Source organism: Agrobacterium salinitolerans (genome assembly GCF_002008225.1).
Classification (GTDB): Bacteria; Pseudomonadota; Alphaproteobacteria; order Rhizobiales; family Rhizobiaceae; genus Agrobacterium; species Agrobacterium salinitolerans.
This window is the reverse complement of sequence record NZ_MRDH01000034.1, coordinates 45,069-63,083: the sequence shown is the minus strand read 5'-3', so window position 1 is coordinate 63,083 and position 18,015 is coordinate 45,069. Positions and strand designations below refer to the sequence as shown.

17 protein-coding genes are annotated in these 18,015 nt (G+C 60.1%); 14 read left to right on the top strand and 3 right to left on the bottom strand.

The annotated features are described in order from the left end of the window. Nucleotides 1-121 precede the first annotated feature (121 nt). Nucleotides 122-1,144, bottom strand: a complete 1,023-nt coding sequence (locus BS627_RS20300; RefSeq protein WP_077984979.1) for an LLM class flavin-dependent oxidoreductase — start codon at nt 1,142-1,144, stop codon at nt 122-124. Between the two features lie 133 nt (nt 1,145-1,277). After that, on the bottom strand, nt 1,278-2,195 hold the full coding sequence (locus BS627_RS20295) for a LysR family transcriptional regulator (protein WP_077984978.1): 918 nt from the start codon (nt 2,193-2,195) through the stop codon (nt 1,278-1,280). Between the two features lie 212 nt (nt 2,196-2,407). Between BS627_RS20295 and BS627_RS20290 the strand changes: the two genes are divergently transcribed. From BS627_RS20290 to BS627_RS20230, 13 genes are all read left to right on the top strand, one after another. Next, nucleotides 2,408-3,616 carry an ABC transporter substrate-binding protein gene (locus tag BS627_RS20290; protein WP_077984977.1) on the top strand — a complete coding sequence of 403 codons (1,209 nt, stop codon included), beginning with the start codon at nt 2,408-2,410 and terminating at the stop codon, nt 3,614-3,616. Between the two features lie 25 nt (nt 3,617-3,641). Continuing rightward, on the top strand, nt 3,642-4,427 hold the full coding sequence (locus tag BS627_RS20285) for an ABC transporter ATP-binding protein (RefSeq protein ID WP_077984976.1): 786 nt from the start codon (nt 3,642-3,644) through the stop codon (nt 4,425-4,427). 1 nt (nt 4,428) lies between these two features. Continuing rightward, complete coding sequence (locus BS627_RS20280) at nt 4,429-5,130, top strand: ABC transporter ATP-binding protein (RefSeq protein WP_077984975.1); 702 nt, start codon at nt 4,429-4,431, stop codon at nt 5,128-5,130. 2 nt (nt 5,131-5,132) lie between these two features. Next, complete coding sequence (locus BS627_RS20275) at nt 5,133-6,020, top strand: branched-chain amino acid ABC transporter permease (protein WP_077984974.1); 888 nt, start codon at nt 5,133-5,135, stop codon at nt 6,018-6,020. A gap of 1 nt (nt 6,021) precedes the next feature. Continuing rightward, entirely contained in the window at nt 6,022-7,029 is a 1,008-nt protein-coding gene (locus BS627_RS20270) for a branched-chain amino acid ABC transporter permease (RefSeq protein ID WP_077984973.1), read from the top strand. A 73-nt stretch (nt 7,030-7,102) separates the two neighbouring features. After that, on the top strand, nt 7,103-8,698 hold the full coding sequence (locus BS627_RS20265; RefSeq protein WP_077984986.1) for a GMC family oxidoreductase: 1,596 nt from the start codon (nt 7,103-7,105) through the stop codon (nt 8,696-8,698). A 13-nt stretch (nt 8,699-8,711) separates the two neighbouring features. Continuing rightward, nucleotides 8,712-9,596, top strand: a complete 885-nt coding sequence (gene mmsB, locus BS627_RS20260) for a 3-hydroxyisobutyrate dehydrogenase (RefSeq protein ID WP_077984972.1) — start codon at nt 8,712-8,714, stop codon at nt 9,594-9,596. Then, entirely contained in the window at nt 9,593-11,548 is a 1,956-nt protein-coding gene (locus tag BS627_RS20255; protein ID WP_077984971.1) for an acetoacetate--CoA ligase, read from the top strand. The genes mmsB and BS627_RS20255 overlap by 4 nt, the downstream gene beginning before the upstream one ends. 4 nt (nt 11,549-11,552) lie before the next feature. Beyond that, nucleotides 11,553-12,338 (top strand): 3-hydroxybutyrate dehydrogenase, encoded by a 786-nt coding sequence (locus BS627_RS20250; RefSeq protein ID WP_077984970.1) that lies wholly within the window; start codon nt 11,553-11,555, stop codon nt 12,336-12,338. Nucleotides 12,339-12,457: 119 nt separating this feature from the next. Continuing rightward, complete coding sequence (locus tag BS627_RS20245; protein ID WP_077984969.1) at nt 12,458-13,501, top strand: helix-turn-helix domain-containing protein; 1,044 nt, start codon at nt 12,458-12,460, stop codon at nt 13,499-13,501. Between the two features lie 152 nt (nt 13,502-13,653). Further along, entirely contained in the window at nt 13,654-13,929 is a 276-nt protein-coding gene (locus BS627_RS24745; RefSeq protein WP_077984968.1) for a hypothetical protein, read from the top strand. A gap of 71 nt (nt 13,930-14,000) precedes the next feature. Then, nucleotides 14,001-14,342 carry a flagellar basal body-associated FliL family protein gene (locus BS627_RS20235; RefSeq protein WP_077984967.1) on the top strand — a complete coding sequence of 114 codons (342 nt, stop codon included), beginning with the start codon at nt 14,001-14,003 and terminating at the stop codon, nt 14,340-14,342. A gap of 103 nt (nt 14,343-14,445) precedes the next feature. Further along, nucleotides 14,446-16,782 (top strand): glucose/quinate/shikimate family membrane-bound PQQ-dependent dehydrogenase, encoded by a 2,337-nt coding sequence (locus BS627_RS20230; RefSeq protein ID WP_077984966.1) that lies wholly within the window; start codon nt 14,446-14,448, stop codon nt 16,780-16,782. Nucleotides 16,783-16,854: 72 nt separating this feature from the next. Here the strand turns inward: BS627_RS20230 and BS627_RS20225 are convergent, their stop codons facing one another. Then, nucleotides 16,855-17,355 (bottom strand): YciE/YciF ferroxidase family protein, encoded by a 501-nt coding sequence (locus tag BS627_RS20225; protein ID WP_077984965.1) that lies wholly within the window; start codon nt 17,353-17,355, stop codon nt 16,855-16,857. A 172-nt stretch (nt 17,356-17,527) separates the two neighbouring features. On the opposite strand from BS627_RS20225, the gene BS627_RS20220 reads away from it, so the two are divergent. Next, complete coding sequence (locus tag BS627_RS20220) at nt 17,528-18,013, top strand: MgtC/SapB family protein (RefSeq protein WP_077984964.1); 486 nt, start codon at nt 17,528-17,530, stop codon at nt 18,011-18,013. Nucleotides 18,014-18,015 lie beyond the last annotated feature (2 nt).

Genomic DNA, 18,015 nt, shown 5'->3' with positions numbered 1-18,015 from the left:
GTAAAAGACCACAACAAAACGTCATCATCCCGAAAAAGAAAAAACCCGCCGAAAATATCGACGGGTTTGTCAGCGGTCTGGCGGCGCATAAAATGCGCCGCCCTCATTTCCAAGCGTGCCGTTAGCGCCAGCCGAGGGCCGGTGCTACCTGCTTGAGGATCGTTTCGATCACATGGGCGTTGTAATCGACGCCCAACTGGTTCGGCACCGTCAGGAGCAGCGTGTCGGCCTCGGCGATGGCTTCATCTGCCTTCAGCTGTTCGATCAGCTTTTCCGGCTCGGCGGCATAGCTGCGCCCGAAGATCGCGCGCGTCTTGTCGTCGATATAACCGATCTTGTCGTCGCCTTCGTCGCCGTAACCGAAATAGGACCGGTCGCGGTCGTTGACGAGCGCGAAGATGCTGCGGCTGACCGATACACGCGGCTCGCGGTTATGGCCTGCTTCCTTCCAGGCTTCCCGGAAGGTGCGGATCTGCTGCGCCTGCTGGACATGGAAAGGTTCGCCCGTTTCATCCGTCTTCAGGGTGGAGCTTTGCAGGTTCATGCCAAGCTTTGCCGCCCAGACCGCCGTCGCATTGGAGCTTGAGCCCCACCAGATGCGCTCGCGCAGCCCTTCGGAATGCGGCTCTAGCCGCAGAAGGCCGGGCGGGTTGGGGAACATCGGGCGCGGGTTCGGCTCAGCGAAACCTTCGCCCTTCAGAAGCTCGAGGAAGACTTCGGTGTGCTGGCGCGCCATGTCTTCTTCGCTTTGGCCCTCGGCCGGGCGGTAACCGAAATAACGCCAACCATCAATCACCTGCTCGGGCGAGCCGCGGCTGATGCCGAGCTGCAGGCGCCCGCCGGCGATGAGATCGGCCGAACCGGCGTCCTCCGCCATGTAGAATGGGTTTTCATAGCGCATGTCGATGACGCCGGTGCCGATCTCGATCTTCTTCGTGCGCGCGCCGACGGCGGCCAGCAGCGGAAAGGGTGAGGCAAGCTGGCGGGCGAAATGGTGCACGCGGAAATAGGCGCCGTCAGCGCCCAGTTCTTCCGCAGCCACGGCAAGGTCTATCGATTGCAGCAGCGTGTCCGCAGCCGAGCGGGTTTGCGACTGGGGCGAGGGCGTCCAGTGGCCGAAGGACAGGAATCCGATCTTTTTCATGATGACCTTCCAGATGTCGGAGGATGCCGGCTTTGCCAGCCAGCTTCGTTGTTGTCAGTCATATAAGCAGTTGGGCGCGTTCTCCAATTCGCCACCGGTAGACACGGTGTCGCCGAAATGTGAACGATGCCGCTCAAGCGGTCGTCTTTCGATCGAGCACGAAGAGATTTTGGTGGGCGCGGGCCGTGGTGAGAATGAAATCCATAAGCGAGCGCACCCGCGGCACGTTGGCAAGGTCCTGGTGGCTCGTCAGCCAATAGCCTCGACGCAGCTCCACTTCACCGGAAAGCACCATTTGCAGATCCGGAAAGCGGGCGGCGATGAAATTCGGCAAAATGCACAGCCCTCTGCCGCTTAGCGTTGCGGTCAGCTGCGCAAAAATGCTCGAGGACTGGAAACTCGGCCGCAGACCGGGCAGCACGTCACGCATATAATCGAGGCCCGGTGAGAAGATCAGGTCCTGCACGTAGCCGATGAAGAAGTGGTCGAGCAGATCCTCGCGCTTTACGATTTTCGGCCGCCCGGCGAGATAGGAACGCGAGGCATAGATATGCAGCGTGTAATCGATGATCTGTTCATTGATGTAAGGACCGGCCTTTGGCGGATCGAGCGTTACCGCCACATCCGCCTCTTTTTTGGACAGCGCCATGATCTGCTGGATCGTCACCATCTCCACCATGATGTGGGGATGGGTGACGGCGAAGTCTTTCAGCCTCTCCACGAAGAAAAAATTGGAAAAACCTTCAGGCGCGCTAAGGCGCACCACTCCGCGCAGCAAGCTGCCGCTTTCGGAAATGTCCGATTGCAGCCTTTCCGCTTCAGCCTCTATGCGCTCGACGGTATCGACCAGCCGCCGCCCGACGGTCGTAAGTTCATAACCGCGCGGATTGCGCTCGAACAGCTTGGTTTTCAGGGAAAATTCCAGCCGGTCGATATGGCGGGAGACGGTGGCGTGGCTGGTGCGCAGGCTTCGGGCGGCCGATGAGAGCTGTCCGGTGCGGGCCACGGCCAGAAAATATTGTAGGTCGTCCCAGGTGAAAGGGGTGGCCATATTTGTCTCCCATCAAAAATTCTGTTCAAAAATGAACAGTTCCTGTTCGCAATTTGATGATGCCCCGCTCTTGTGTCAACGGCCGAATTCGAGAAGTCTAGGCTCAGGATGCATCGCTTTGAGGAGGGCGGTGTGACCGTTCAGGTGCAATGGTTTCGTTCACCGTTGCACAGACAATCTGAGGCTCGCAATCATCTCTGGGAGGAGAAGTCATGCGCAAGAGTATCGTTTTATCCACGGCCATGGTGCTGGCCGCTGGCACCGCCGCTTATGCCGCCGAGATTTCGGACGGCAAGGTCAAGATCGGCATTTTGAACGACCAGTCGGGCGTCTACGCCAATTTCGGCGGCAAATACTCTTATGAGGCCGCGAAGATGGCGGTTGAGGATTTTGGCGGCAAGGTGCTCGATGCGCCGGTGGAAGTGGTGACCGCCGATCATCAGAACAAGGCGGATGTCGCCTCCAATATCGCCCGCCAATGGTATGATACCGAACAGGTCGATTCGATCATGGAACTGACCTCGTCGTCGGTGGGTCTGGCTGTGCAGGCGCTGTCGAAGGACAAGAAGAAGATCACCATCAATACGGGTGCGGCAACCACCGAGCTGACCGGCAAGCAGTGCAGCCCCTATGGTTTCCACTGGGCCTATGACACCTATTCGCTGGCGGTCGGCACCGGCGGTGCGCTCGTCAAGCAGGGCGGCGACAGCTGGTTCTTCCTGACCGCCGATTATGCCTTCGGTTATTCGCTGGAAGAAAACACCGGCAATTTCGTCAAGGCCAATGGCGGTAAGGTGCTGGGTTCCGTGCGCCATCCGCTCGCCACGACGGATTACTCTTCCTTCCTTTTGCAGGCGCAGTCCTCGGGCGCGAAGGTCATTGGTCTTGCCAATGCCGGTCTCGATACCTCCAACGCCATCAAGCAGGCGGCCGAGTTCGGCATCGTCGCCGGTGGCCAGCGGCTCGCGGCGCTTCTCTTCACACTCGCCGAAGTTCACGGCCTCGGTCTCGAAGCGGCTCAAGGGTTGACGCTGACGGAAGGTTTTTACTGGGATCGCGACGATGAATCGCGCAAATTCGGCGAACGCTTCAAGGAGCGCACCGGCGCCATGCCGAACATGGTCCATGCGGGCACCTATTCCGCCGTGCTGCACTACCTGAAGGCCATAGAAAAGGCCGGCACCGACGATGCCGATGCCGTTGCAAAGGCCATGAAGGAAATGCCGGTCAATGACGTCTTCGCCAAGGATGGCCAGGTCGCCGCCAATGGCCGCATGATTCACGACATGTATCTCATGGAAGTGAAGAAGCCGGACGAAAGCAAGCAGCCCTTTGATTATTACAAGGTGCTCGCCACCATCCCCGGCAAGGAAGCCTTCATGGACCCCGCAAAAAGCGGTTGCCCGCTGGTAACGCAGTAAAGAAGAATAAAAAGGGGAAAGCTTGATGATGATCGCTCCCGCCCCCGCCGGGCAGGCCGAACCTCGCGTCGTTCTTTCGGCGCGTGGTCTCTCCAAGACCTTCGGCGCATTCGCGGCCGTGAAAAACGTCGATCTCGACGTCCACCATGCCCGCGTGCATGCGCTTATCGGTCCGAACGGCGCCGGCAAAACAACGGTCTTTAATCTATTGACCAAGTTTCTCCAGCCGACGGGCGGGGCGATCACCTTCATGGGAACGGACATAACAAGGACGCCGCCGGACAAGGTGGCGCGTCTCGGCCTCGTCAGGTCTTTCCAGATATCGGCGGTGTTTCCGCATCTGACGGTTCTGGAAAATGTGCGGGTGGCGTTGCAGCGGCCGAATGGCCTTGCAACGCAGTTCTGGCTGCCGCTCTCCTCACTCGACAGGCTGAACGCCCGCGCCGAGGAGCTGATCGCCACGGTCGGCCTCACACGGGAAAAACATGCGCTTGCGGCCGATCTTTCTTACGGCCGCAAGCGGGTTCTCGAAATCGCCACCACGCTGGCGCTCGATCCGAAGGTTCTGCTGCTCGATGAGCCGATGGCCGGCATGGGCGGGGAAGATGTCTCCCATGTGGCCGAACTCATCCGGGAGGTGGCCAAGACTCGCGCGGTGCTGATGGTGGAACATAATCTGAAAGTCGTGGCGGATATCTGCCATCAGGTCACGGTGTTGCAGCGCGGCGAAATTCTGGCGGAGGGTGATTATGCCACCGTTTCAGCCGATCCGCGGGTGCGCACGGCCTATATGGGCACGGAGGAGGCGTGATATGGCGGCAATGCTCGAAGTCTCCAACCTCAAATCCTGGTATGGCGAAAGCCAGGCGCTGCACGGTGTCGATCTGACGGTCGGCGAGGGCGAAACCATCACCATTCTCGGCCGCAACGGTGTGGGCAAGACCACGACGCTGCGCACCATCATGGGTATCATCCGCAACCGCAAGGGTTCCATCAAGCTGGGCGGCAAGGATATGATGCCGGTGCCGCTGCATCGCACGGCAAAATACGGCCTCGGTTTCGTGCCGGAGGAACGCGGCATCTTCGCGACGCTGAGTGTCGAGGAAAATCTGATGCTGCCGCCCGTCGTCGCCTCCGGTGGCATGACGCTCGATGAAATCTACGAGCTGTTTCCCAATCTATACGAACGTCGCACCAGCCCCGGCACCAAGCTTTCTGGCGGCGAACAGCAGATGCTGGCCATGGCGCGCATTTTGCGCACCGGCGTCAAGGTGCTGCTGCTCGACGAGCCGACAGAGGGACTTGCGCCCGTTATCGTGCAGCGCATTGGCGAGGTGCTGCAAAAGCTGAAGAGCCGCGGCATGACCGTCGTTCTGGTCGAACAGAATTTCCGTTTCGCCAGCCGTATCGCCGACCGTTTCTACCTGATGGATCACGGCCAGATGGTCAGCAACTTTCCGGTGGCTGAGCTTTCCGGCCGTATGGGCGAACTCAACAAAGTGCTGGGGGTTTAACGATGACGATGCTCTTCGGTATTCCAATTCAGGCGCTGCTCGGGCAATTGCTGGTGGGCCTTATCAACGGCTCGTTTTATGCGCTGCTGTCTTTGGGCCTTGCCGTCATTTTCGGCCTGCTGCGCGTCATCAATTTTGCGCATGGGGCGCAATATATGCTCGGCGCTTTTGTCGCCTTTCTCGGCCTGCAATATTTCGGCATCAATTTCTGGGCGGCGCTGGTGGTGACACCGCTCGTTGTTGCGCTTTTCGGCGCGATCGTCGAACGCTTCCTGCTGTCGCGGCTTTATGATCTCGATCCGCTTTACGGGCTGCTCTTCACCTTCGGTCTGGCGCTTGTGGTGGAAGGCACGTTCCGCTGGCTTTACGGCGCTGCCGGCCAGCCTTATTCGGTGCCGCGTGAGCTTGCCGGCGGCACCAATCTCGGCTTCATGTTCCTGCCGAACTACCGCGCCTTTGTCGTCGTGATTTCGCTCATCGTCTGCATCGCCACCTGGGCCTTGATCGAAAAGACGCGTCTCGGCTCTTATCTGCGTGCTGCGACGGAAAACCCGACACTGGTGCAGGCCTTCGGCATCAACGTGCCGGTGCTGCTGACGCTGACCTATGCCCTGGGCGCTGGCCTTGCCGGTTTCACCGGAGTTCTCGCAGCGCCCATCTATCAGGTCTCGCCGCTGATGGGCACCAACCTCATCATCGTCGTCTTCGCCGTGGTCGTCGTCGGCGGCATGGGGTCGATCATGGGCGCCATCGTCACCGGCTACATGCTGGGCGTCGCCGAAGGCCTGACCAAGGTGTTTTATCCGGAAGCCTCCAACATCGTCATCTTCGTCATCATGGCCTTTGTGCTGCTCATCCGCCCCGCCGGACTTTTCGGAAAGGACGCCTGATATGTCCAAAGCCATCCACAACCCCACCGCCGGTGCGATGCCGCAAACCGAAGTCTCTGCGACCGCCGGCACCATCAAGACCGTGCTTATTCTGGCTGGCCTTGCTGTCCTCGTCGCCGCGCCGATGTTCGTTTATCCGATCTTTCTGATGAAGCTGCTGTGCTTTGCGCTTTTTGCCTGCGCCTTCAATCTGCTGATCGGTTACACGGGACTGCTGTCCTTCGGCCATGCGGCATTCTTTGGCGGTGCGGCCTATTTCACGGCCTATTCGGTGAAGGAATGGGGCGTCACGCCGGAAATCGGCCTTGTCATCGGCATGGCAGGGGCGGCCCTTCTCGGCTTGGTCATCGGCTTTTTCGCCATCCGCCGCCAGGGCATCTATTTCGCCATGATCACGCTGGCACTGTCGCAGATGTTTTATTTCTTCTGCCTTCAGGCGCCGTTTACCCATGGCGAGGATGGGTTGCAGGGCGTGCCGCGCGGCCATCTCTTCGGCCTTCTCGACCTTAATGCGCCGCTCAATATCTATTACACGGTGCTTGCAGCCTTTGTGCTGGCACTGCTGGTCATCTGGCGTTTCGTCAATTCGCCCTTCGGCATGATCCTGAAATCGATCCGCGAAAACGAGCAGCGCGCCATTTCGCTGGGCTACAGCGTGCAGCGCTACAAGCTCGGTGCTTTCGTCATGTCGGCGACGCTGGCCGGTCTTGCGGGAGGCCTCAAAGCGCTGGTGTTCCAGTTCGCAACGCTCACCGACGTCACCTGGCAGATGTCCGGCGAAGTGATCCTGATGACGTTGCTCGGCGGTATCGGCACCATGATCGGCCCGATTTTTGGCGCAGGCCTTGTCGTTACCTTGCAGAACTATCTCGCGACATCGGATTTCCCGGTCACCATCATTACCGGCCTTGTCTTCATGGCCTGCGTCCTGGTGTTCCGGCGTGGTCTTATCGGCGAATTTTACGCGTCGCGGCTCGGGAGAAAACTCGGCTTTCAGCACCGCAGCTAGACATTTTTAAAACACTTGGAAGGCGGCCTCCGCGTCCGGAACGGTGCGGCAAGGGTGACGCGTGGAGAAGAGCATGGGCGAATATGACTATATCGTCATCGGAGCGGGGAGTGCCGGATGCGTTCTCGCCAACCGCCTTTCGAAAGATCCGAACAACCGCGTTTTGCTTCTGGAAGCGGGCGGCAACGATAATTACCACTGGATCCACATTCCGGTCGGTTATCTCTATTGCATCAACAATCCGCGCACCGACTGGTGTTTCAAAACGGTGGAAGAGCCGGGGCTTAACGGCCGCTCGCTGATCTATCCGCGCGGCAAGGTGCTTGGCGGCTGCTCCTCCATCAATGGCATGATCTATATGCGCGGCCAGGCGCGCGACTACGATATGTGGCGGCAGCTCGGCTGCGAGGGCTGGGGGTGGAACGATATACTTCCCTATTTCCTGAAGTCGGAAGACTTCTATCGCGGCAAGAGCGATCTGCATGCCGCCGGCGGCGAATGGCGCGTGGAAAAGGCGCGGGTGCGCTGGGATGTGCTGGACGCCTTCCAGAAGGCAGCGGGCGAAGCGGGCATTCCAGCGACCGATGATTTCAACCGGGGCGACAATGAAGGCGCCGGTTATTTCGATGTCAACCAGCGGGCCGGCTGGCGCTGGAACACGGCGAAAGCCTTTCTGAAGCCGGTGCTTGGTCGCAAGAACCTGACGGTGCTGACCAAGGCGCATGTTAAGCGTCTCATCATCGAAGAGGGCCGGGTGACCGGCGTCGAGTTTCACCATGACGGCGTCTTGAAAACGATGCGGGCGCGGCGCGAGACGGTGCTGTCCGCCGGCGCGATCGGTTCGCCGCATGTTCTGGAGCTTTCCGGCGTCGGCCGCGGCGATGTGCTGCAGGCGGCCGGTATCGACACCGTGGCCGAGGTTCAGGGTGTGGGCGAGAACCTGCAGGACCATCTGCAATTGCGCATGGTCTACAAGGTCTCCGGCGTCCTGACGCTGAATGAAAGGGCCTCCACCCTGTTCGGCAAGGCGAGGATCGGGCTGGAATATGCGCTGACGCGCTCCGGGCCGATGTCGATGGCACCCAGCCAGCTCGGCGTCTTCACCCGCTCCTCGGCGGAAAAGGAAACCGCCGATCTGGAATATCATGTCCAGCCGGTTTCACTCGACAAGTTCGGCGATCCGGTTCACAATTTTCCGGCCATTACCGCAAGTGTCTGCAATCTGCGGCCGGAAAGCCGGGGTTCAGTGCATGTGAAAGGACCGGATTTCGCCATGCAGCCGGAAATCCGCCCGAACTATCTTTCCACCGAAGGCGACCGCCAGGTGGCCATCGACGCCATGCGGCTGACGCGCCGCATCGTGGCCCAGCCGTCCTTCGCGCGCTTCAAGCCGGAGGAATACAAGCCGGGTCCCTCCTTTGAAAACGACAATGATCTTGCCAAAGCGGCGGGCGATATCGGCACCACCATCTTCCACCCTGTCGGCACGCTGCGCATGGGGTCGGATATGGAAAGCGTTGTCGATGCGCGGCTGAAATTCCGCCGGCTCGCCGGGCTGCGCGTCGCCGACGCATCGGTGATGCCGCGCATCACATCCGGAAACACCAATTCGCCGACGATCATGATTGCCGAAAAGGCTGCCGACATGATCCTTGCGGATAATCGCTGAAAGGAGCGCACCTATGAAGACCGTCGCTTTTCTCGGGCTGGGACATATGGGCCTGCCGATGGCCGCCAATCTCGTCAAGGCAGGTTATGCCGTCAGGGGATATGATCTTGCCGACGCCTGCCGTGCGGCGGCGAAAGAGGCGGGCGTTCCCGTCGCCTCGGATTCGGCCGAGGCCATCGAAGCCGCTGAAGTAATCATCACCATGCTGCCGAAGGGCGAACACGTCGTGTCGGTCTATGGCGATCTGGTTCGGAAAATCCCTGCTGGAACGCTTCTCATCGATTGCTCGACGGTGGATATGGAAAGCGCCCTGAAGGCGCATGAACTCGCCGCTTCCGCCGCTTGCTCCTCGGTTGACGCGCCCGTATCGGGCGGAACGGGCGGAGCTGCCGCCGGCACGCTCACCTTCATGTGCGGCGGTGAGGCTGCGGCCTTCTCTGCGGCAAAGCCGGTGCTTGAGGCGATGGGCAAGAAGATCGTGCACTGCGGCAAGGGCGGTAACGGCCAGGCGGCGAAGATTTGCAACAACATGATCCTCGGCATCTCCATGATCGCAGTCTCGGAAGCCTTCGTGCTGGGCGAAAAACTCGGGCTTTCCCATCAGGCGCTGTTCGATGTCGCCGCCACTTCTTCCGGGCAATGCTGGTCGCTCACCACCTATTGCCCGGTACCGGGACCAGTGCCGACATCGCCCGCCAACAAGGATTACCAGCCCGGTTTTGCGGCGGCCCTGATGTTGAAGGATCTGAAGCTTTCGCAGGAGGCGGCGAATGGAGCCGGGGCTTCCACCCCGCTCGGCGCGGCGGCGGCGGCGCTTTATGAAAACTTCGTCGATGCGGGAAGCGGCGGGCGCGATTTTTCCGCCATCGTTGAGATGCTGCGTGGGGGCGATGCATGATGGACGCCACGCCTTCCGATATTCTGTGGGTGCCGCCGCGTGAAAGGCTGGAGCATTCGTCGCTTTTTTCCTTCGCGACGAAAACGGCAAAGCTGCACGGGCAGGCCGCCGATGACTATGCCGGCCTGCTGCGCTGGTCCATCGACGCGCCGGATGAATTTTACGATGCTCTGTGGGACGAACTCGGCATTATCGGCACGCGAGGCGACGTGGCGTTCAAACCGGGCGCGACGATCCGGGAGGCCGAGTTCTATCCGGGCACGAGGCTCAATTATGCCGAAAACCTGCTGCGCGATGCGGATGAGCGGCTGGCCATCATCGCCTATCGCGACGCTGGAACAAGGCGCGAGATTACTCGCAAAGAGCTTTACGCCGAAGTGTCCCGCATGGTGCAGGCGCTTGCCCAAGCCGGTGTGAGGGAAGGCGACCGTGTCGGCGCCATCGTCACCCACGATATCGAGACGATCGTCAGCTATCTGGCTGTCAGCGCCATCGGGGCGATCTGGTCGTCCTGCTCCCCCGATTTCGGCCCCGCCGGGGCCTCGGACCGCCTTTCCCAGATCGACCCGAAAGTCCTCATCGCCGTGCCGGAATATGGTTATGCTGGTAAGCGCATCGATGTAGCCCCGACCATCCGTGCGGTGGCGGAAAGTGCAAGTCCCGAAAAGATCGTGCTGATCGGCGATGCCGTTCCCAAAAGCCTTGCCGATCTCGGCTGCGTGACGCTTACGGATTTCGTCGCGCCTTATGCGGGGGGTGAGATTGCCTTCAACCGTCTGCCCGTCAAGGCGCCGCTGGCGATCCTTTATTCTTCGGGCACGACCGGCAAACCGAAATGCATCACCCATTCCGGCGGCGGTTTGCTTCTTCAGCACATGAAGGAGCAGAAGCTGCAATGCGACATTCAGGAAGGCGAGCGTTTCTTCTATTTCACCACCTGCGGCTGGATGATGTGGAATTGGCAAGTATCCGGTTTGGCGCTCGGCGCAACGCTCGTCACCTATGACGGCAATCCCGGTTATCCAACCTCCGCGCGGCTGATCGATCTCATCGACGCCGAACGGATCGCCACTTTCGGCACATCGGCGAAGTTCATCGACGCCTGCCTGAAGGCTGGGCTGAAGCCGCGTGAAAGCCATGACCTTTCATCGCTCAGGACGATCCTTTCGACAGGCTCGCCGCTCATACCGCAATCCTTCGATTATATCTATTGCGACTGGAAGGCCGACGTGCACCTCGCCTCCATTTCCGGCGGCACGGATATCTGCGCCTGTTTCCTCGGCGGCAACCCTTTGCAGCCGGTGCATCGCGGCGAATTGCAGGGCGCGATGCTCGGCATGGATATCGATACGCTTGACGACGAGGGCCGTTCCGTTCGCGGCGTCGCCGGTGAACTTGTCTGCCGCAACGCTCATCTGTCCATGCCGGTGAAATTTTGGGGCGATGTGGACGGTTCACGGTATCAGGCCGCCTATTTCGACCGGTTTCCGGGCATCTGGGCGCATGGCGATTTTGCCGAGCTGCGCCCCTCCGGCGGATACGTCATTCATGGGCGTTCGGACACGACCCTCAATCCCGGCGGGGTCCGCATCGGGACGGCGGAAATCTACCGGCAGGTGGAAACCGTCCCCGAAGTGGAGGAGGCCATTGCCGTCGGGCAGGATATAGAGGGTGACCAGCGGGTTATTCTCTTCCTGCGCATGAAGGGCGGCACTGCCCTGACGGAGGAGTTGGAAAAGACCATCCGCAGCCGCATCCGTTCAGGCGCGACGCCGCGGCACGTGCCGGCAAGGATCATTGCCGTTGCCGCCATTCCCCGCACCCGTTCCGGCAAGATTTCCGAAATCGCGGTACGCGACGCCATCCATGGCCGGCCGGTGAAGAATGTCGATGCGCTGGCCAATCCCGAAGCGCTTGAACTTTTCCGCAACCTGCCGCAGCTGAAGGACTAGGCCTATGGAGGATCAACCGAAAACCGTGCTCGTCACGGGCTCCACCAGCGGCATTGGACTTGCCATCGCCAAGCGTTTCGCCGAAGCGGGATTTCGGGTCGCGTTGCATGGCATAGAGACGGCTGAGGAGGCGACGCCGGCGCTGGAGGCGGTCGCGAAGGTGGCGCGGCACAGGCCGGTCTATTTTGCCGCCAACCTCGCCCATTATGACGAGAGCGCGCATCTGCCGGAAACCGTCATCGCCGAGTTCGGCCATATCGACGTCCTGGTCAACAATGCCGGCATTCAGAAGGTCGCGCCGATCGACGAGTTCGATTTCGCCGATTTCTCCCGCATCGTCGCCATCTCGCTCGACAGCGCGTTTCACACCATCCATGCGGCCTTGCCCGGCATGAAGGAAAGGGGCTGGGGTCGCATCGTCAATATCGCCTCCGCCCATGGTTTGCGTGCCTCGCCCTTCAAGGGGCCTTATGTGGCGACCAAACACGCGGTGGTTGGCCTGACGAAAAGCGTGGCGCTGGAGGTGGCCGAACTTGGCATTACCTGCAACGCCATCTGCCCCGGTTATGTCTGGACACCGCTTGTCGCCGCCCAGGTCGCCGATCAGGCGCGCGTGCATGGCATGAGCGAGGAGGACGTGGTGAAAAAGGTAATGCTTGCGCCGCAGCCGACCAGACGGTTTGTACAACCGGAAGAAGTGGCGGAAATGGCGCTCTATCTCGCGGGCGATATGGCCCGCTCCATCACCGGTGCCACCATCTCCATCGATGGCGGCTGGACCGCGAAATAATTTTCGCATACCCGCTTTAAGCGAACCGTCTCGTCGACTTCCGTCATTGTTGAACGGTTTCAATCCTGTATAATTTTCGTGGACGGCGGGGTTCAGCGCCGTATTCACGGAAAAGCGGGATGACGAACACAGGGTCTTTTGAGGCGCCGCTGGCGCGCTCACGCTTTGATACGCGCCAAGTACTGAAACGCGACGCCATGGCGCTGTGGCGGGATTCGATCAATGTGTTGTTCGATGCCCGCCTGCGGCGATCGCAGGATGACGGTTTCTTCGCCAGCGTCGATGCCGCTTTCATCGGCAATGTCGCGCTTGGCCGCACCCAGTCGTTCGCGCAGGATTTCGACCGTTCGCGCCATAAGATCGCCCGCGACGGCATGGATGGTTTTCTCCTGCAGTTCTACGTCAGCGGACAAAGCATGTCGCGGCGCGGATCGGGCGAGACAGCAGGCCCCGGCGACCTCTATCTCATCGATATGGCGCAGCCGCTGGCCACTACCACGTCGGATCACGATCATCTCAGCCTCGTCGTGCCGCGCCGGCTGCTGGAAGGCAGGCTTTGCGGTTCCGGCAATCATCATGAACGCGTGCTGCCGGCCGGTCTGCCGCTGGTATCGCTGCTGCGCGAAACGATGACGAGCATCTATCGCCATTTCGACGTCATGAACGCCAGTGAAGGCGCAGCCACGGTCTCTCCGCTTCTGGAACTTGCTGCGGCCGCCATCAACAATCATGTCGGGCACGGCAATGCGCAGGGCGTGCAGCGGGCGCTCAGGGCATCCATCCGGCGTTATATCGACAATCATCTGCTCGATCCGGCGCTGTCAGTGGAAAAGGTCGTGGGCGAATTCGGCGTGTCGCGACGCACCGTCTACCGGCTCTTCGAGCCGCTGGGTGGGTTTTCGGCCTTCATCACCCACCGGCGTCTCGAGCGCGCGATGGATTTCCTGCGGGCGCCGCAATCGGCGCATATGACGATTGCCGAGGTGGCTGCGTCCTATGGTTTCACCAATCCGGAAAATTTCAGCCGCGTCTTCAAGAAGACCTTCGGCCTTTCGCCGCGCCAGATGCGGCATTTCGCGTTGGAAAGCCATGATATTGCACCGGATATTCTGAAGCCGGATAGCGCCGAGTGGACACGCTGGATCGTACGGCTCGGCCGCTGATCACGCCTGGTCGGGCGTTAATCTGGCACTCAATGGCGGCTTGTTGGCACAATTCGACCATTCGCCGCAGTTGCGGCGCAACGGGGATGCGCATGGCCGCCAGACGTGCCAAAAAGGCGAGGTTATTTTTTTAGATATATTGCCTGACAATCATGATGCTGAAAATTCTTGCTTTTCTGGACCTGTGGCGCGGATGGCGCCCTGCGGTGAAAAAATACTTTTCTTTTTCGGACGCCGAATTTCTCAAGGCGCCATCGCCCTCGCTATTGGCGGATTTGGACGGCCTGCCAGACGAGTTATGGGAAATGGATGATGACGGAGCGCACTTGCCGGTCTCCTGGCTTGGGCTCGGGCAAAGCTTCAGCGCGGTGGATGTGACAGGCTGCGACGGCTCAGAGAGGTCTCGTATACCGGTCGAGTGCGGTTAGGCGCTCCGGTGATCTGGAACAAAACCCTGACCCCGGGGATTAGATCAGCAGGGTTACAGGGAGTGAAAGACATGGCCAGAGATAATGCCAGCTATCTTCGCGGTCGGGATGCGCCGAAAAGCGAAACGGCAACACGTGCGCGGCAGGGATCGCGCGGGCGTCCCGTCCTTGTCATTCTGATCGTCAGCGTGTTTCTTGCACTGGTGGTGTGGGCCGTTGTCGAATATTCGGTTTTCGAACCAGACGAAAACCGGCCGCAGAATTCGCAGACAGAAACAGCGCCCGTGCCGCAGCAGCCGTCCGGGTCCGGAACCTTCGACAACAATCCGGCAAATGGCCGTGCCCAGCCGCCATCGTCGACAGAGACAAATCCCGTACCGCAGGATTCGACCGGAGCCCCACAAAACCCGTGACCACCATGGCGTGAAGTTTTTTCGCGACGACGATGATTTTCATGGAACCATATCGCGCCCGATTTCATTTCACGCAAAGTGACAGGAATCGGGGGTTTCATTCATGGCAGTCACCGTCACTGCAGTTTTTCTCACGCTGATCGGCCTCGCGCTGTTCGGTTTCGGCTCTCAGCTCGTCATGCTGGGCGGGAGCTTTTATTACGTTCTTTCCGGGCTTGCCTTTCTGCTGACGGCCTTTCTGCTGTTCAAGCGCAATCGCGCAGCCCTCCATGTCTACGCCGTCTTCATTGTCGCGACGCTTGCCTGGGCCATCTGGGAAGTCGGCTTCGACTGGTGGCAACTTGGCCCGCGCGGCGGCGTCATCATTCTCATCGGTCTCTGGCTTCTGGTTCCATGGGTCAGAAAGCCGCTCGGTTTTGCAAGCCCGACCGGACATAGCTATGGGCCGAATGCCTGGCCGCTTGCCCTTTCCGTCCTCGCCTCCATCGTCGTGGCCGGATATTCCATGGCGCAGGATCCGCACGATACGGCAGGTTCCCTGCCGCAGGAAACGGCCTCGGCCACGCCCGTTTATGGTGGCGATGTCCCTGACGGTGACTGGCATCAATATGGCCGCACGCCCTATGGCCAGCGTTATTCACCGCTCACCCAGGTCAATGTCGACAACGTCTCGCAGCTCAAGGAAGCCTGGCGTTACCAGACGGGCGATGTGAAGCTGCCAGATGACGTGGGTGAAACCACCTATCAGGTGACGCCGCTCAAGATAGGCAATATGCTTTATATCTGCACGCCGCATAATTGGGCGATCGCCATCGACGCCGCCACCGGTAAGGAAAAGTGGAAATACGACCCCAATGTCGGTCTCAATCCGGACCGCCAGCACCAGACCTGCCGCGGCGTTTCCTATTATGCCGAGCCGAATGCCGCTGAAAGCACGGCCTGCGCACAACGCGTCTACCTGCCGACCTCGGACGCGCGGCTGATTGCTCTTGACGCTGCCACCGGTCAGGTCTGCACGTCCTTTGCCGATCAGGGTGTGCTGCATCTTGAGCAGGGCATGAAATACAATCCTGCCGGTTATTATTATTCAACCTCGCCACCCGTCATCGCCGCGGGCAAGATCATTATTGGCGGTGCGGTGAACGACAACTATTCCACACAGGAACAGTCCGGCGTCATCCGCGCTTTCGATGTGAACAGCGGCGCGCTCGTCTGGAACTGGGATTCCGGCAATCCGGCGAAAACCGAACCGATTGCGGCGGGTGAGACCTACACCACCAATTCGCCCAACAGCTGGTCGGTCTTCAGTTACGATGAAGGCCTCGGTCTCGTTTATATCCCGCTCGGCAATCAGGTGCCGGATCAGCTCGGCATGGGTCGCAGCGAGAATGTGGAGAAATACTCCTCCTCCATCGTCGCGCTGGATATCAATACCGGTAAGGATCGCTGGGTGCGCCAAACGGTTCATCACGATCTCTGGGACATGGACGTGCCGGCTCAGCCGGTGCTGCTCGACATCACCAAGGACGGCCAGACCGTGCCGGCCCTCGTCGGCCCGACCAAGCAGGGGGATATCTACGTTCTCGACCGGCGCACCGGCGAGCCGCTGCTGCCGATCACCGAAGAGCCTGCACCGGGCGGGGCAATCCCCGAGGATTTCACCTCTCCGACTCAGCCGACGACGGCGCTGTCCTTCAAGCCGGAGCCGTTGCAGGAAAAGGACATGTGGGGCGTTTCCATGTTCGACCAGCTCGCCTGCCGCATCCGCTTCCATCAGTTGAACTACAAGGGCCGCTATACGCCGCCCTCGCTGAACGGCTCGATCATCTATCCCGGCAATTTCGGCACCTTCAATTGGGGCAGCGTGGCGGTCGATCCCGAACGCCAGGTGATGTTCGGCATGCCGACCTATCTGGCCTTCACCTCGCAGCTCGTGCCGCGCGCCGACATTCCGCCGAAGGGTCAGGACGAAAAAGGCAGCGAACAGGGCCTGAACCGCAACGACGGTGCGCCCTATGGCGTGTTCATGGGCCCGTTCCTCGGTCCGCTGCAGATTCCCTGCCAGGCCCCGCCATGGGGTTATGTCGCGGGCGCTGACCTGCGCACCGGCGATATCGCCTACAAGCACAAGAACGGCACGGTCCATGACATGACGCCGCTGCCGCTGCCCTTCAAATTGGGCGTGCCGGGCATTGGCGGGCCGATGATCACCAAGGGCGGCGTCGCCTTCCTCGGTGCTGCCGTCGACAACTATCTGCGCGCCTATGACCTGACGACCGGCAAGCAGCTCTGGGAAGCGCGTCTGCCGGCCGGCGGTCAGGCAACGCCCATGACCTATTCGCTGGAAAACGGAAAGCAATATGTTGTGATGGTAGCGGGCGGCCACGGTTCGGTTGGAACCAAGCCCGGCGATTACGTCATCGCCTATACGCTGCCATAGGGTCTACGGGTCTTCAGGCACAAAAAACCGGAATGGGTGACCATTCCGGTTTTTGTTTTGGATGAGAGCGCCTTACGCCGCCTTTTTCTCTGCGGCGGCATTAACGGAGGTCTTGGCGAGCGCTGTCAGGGCCTCGTCGGTCTTGGACTCTTCCTTGAGCGTGGCATCCAGCAGTGCGACGGCCTTTGTGTGGCCAAGCTTTTCCGCCCATGCCTTCAGAGTGCCATAGCGGGCGATCTCGTAGTGCTCGACCGCCTGTGCCGAGGAGACAAGGCCGGCATCGAGAGCGGGCGTTCCCTTGAAATCCTCAATGATCTCTTCGCCTTCGGCGATGATGCCCTGAATGGCTTCGCAGGTCTTGCCCTGACCCCGCTTGCCAATGATTTCGAACACTTCCTGCAGGCGTTCGATTTGGCCCTGGGTTTCTTCTTTGTGCTTTTCAAAAGCCTGTTTCAGCTTCGGGTCGGTGGCCGCCCGGGCCATTTTCGGCAGGGCTTTCAGGATCTGCCTCTCGGCGTAATAAATATCCTTCAGCGTGTCATAAAACAGGTCGTCGAGTTTCTTCTCGGCCATTGGTCCTTCTCCCATGTGTGAAAATATGTGACGTGCGCCCATGCGCACGGGAGGCAAACCCTTTGCCTCGGCCATAGTTCCGGCTCTGTTGCGCGCAACGTTTATATTGCCGAGTGGAACCAACACGTCTCCTTAAACTTAGTGTGAAGAAATTGCCGGAGGAGATGCGACCTTGCCCCAAAGCCTAGCAGAAGAATTTTCGATGAATATTTCCATCCCCTTCGAGGTGCTGCTGGTGCGTGTGTTCGGCGCGGTCATCCTGTGCGGCCTGATCGGTCTGGAACGGGAGTTTCACAAGAACACCGCTGGACTGCGCACCAACATGCTGATCGGCCTCGCCGCCGTCACCTTTTGCGTCATCACCGTTCATATGATGGAGACAATGGCGGAAGGTCATGAAGCCGCACGGCTCGATCCCATCCGGTTGGTGGAGGCGGTGACGGCCGGCATCGCCTTTCTCGCGGCGGGTGTGGTCGTTTATACCAGAGGCGATGTCAAAGGCTTGACGACGGGTGCCAGCATGTGGCTTTCGGTGGCAATCGGCCTTTCGGCCGGCCTTGGCATGTGGCCGCTTGCCCTTCTTGCTTCGGGGATGGGTATTGTCGTCCTGTGGACGCTGCGCCGCATGCAGGTGGCGGCGGGCATCAAGGAGGACTAAAC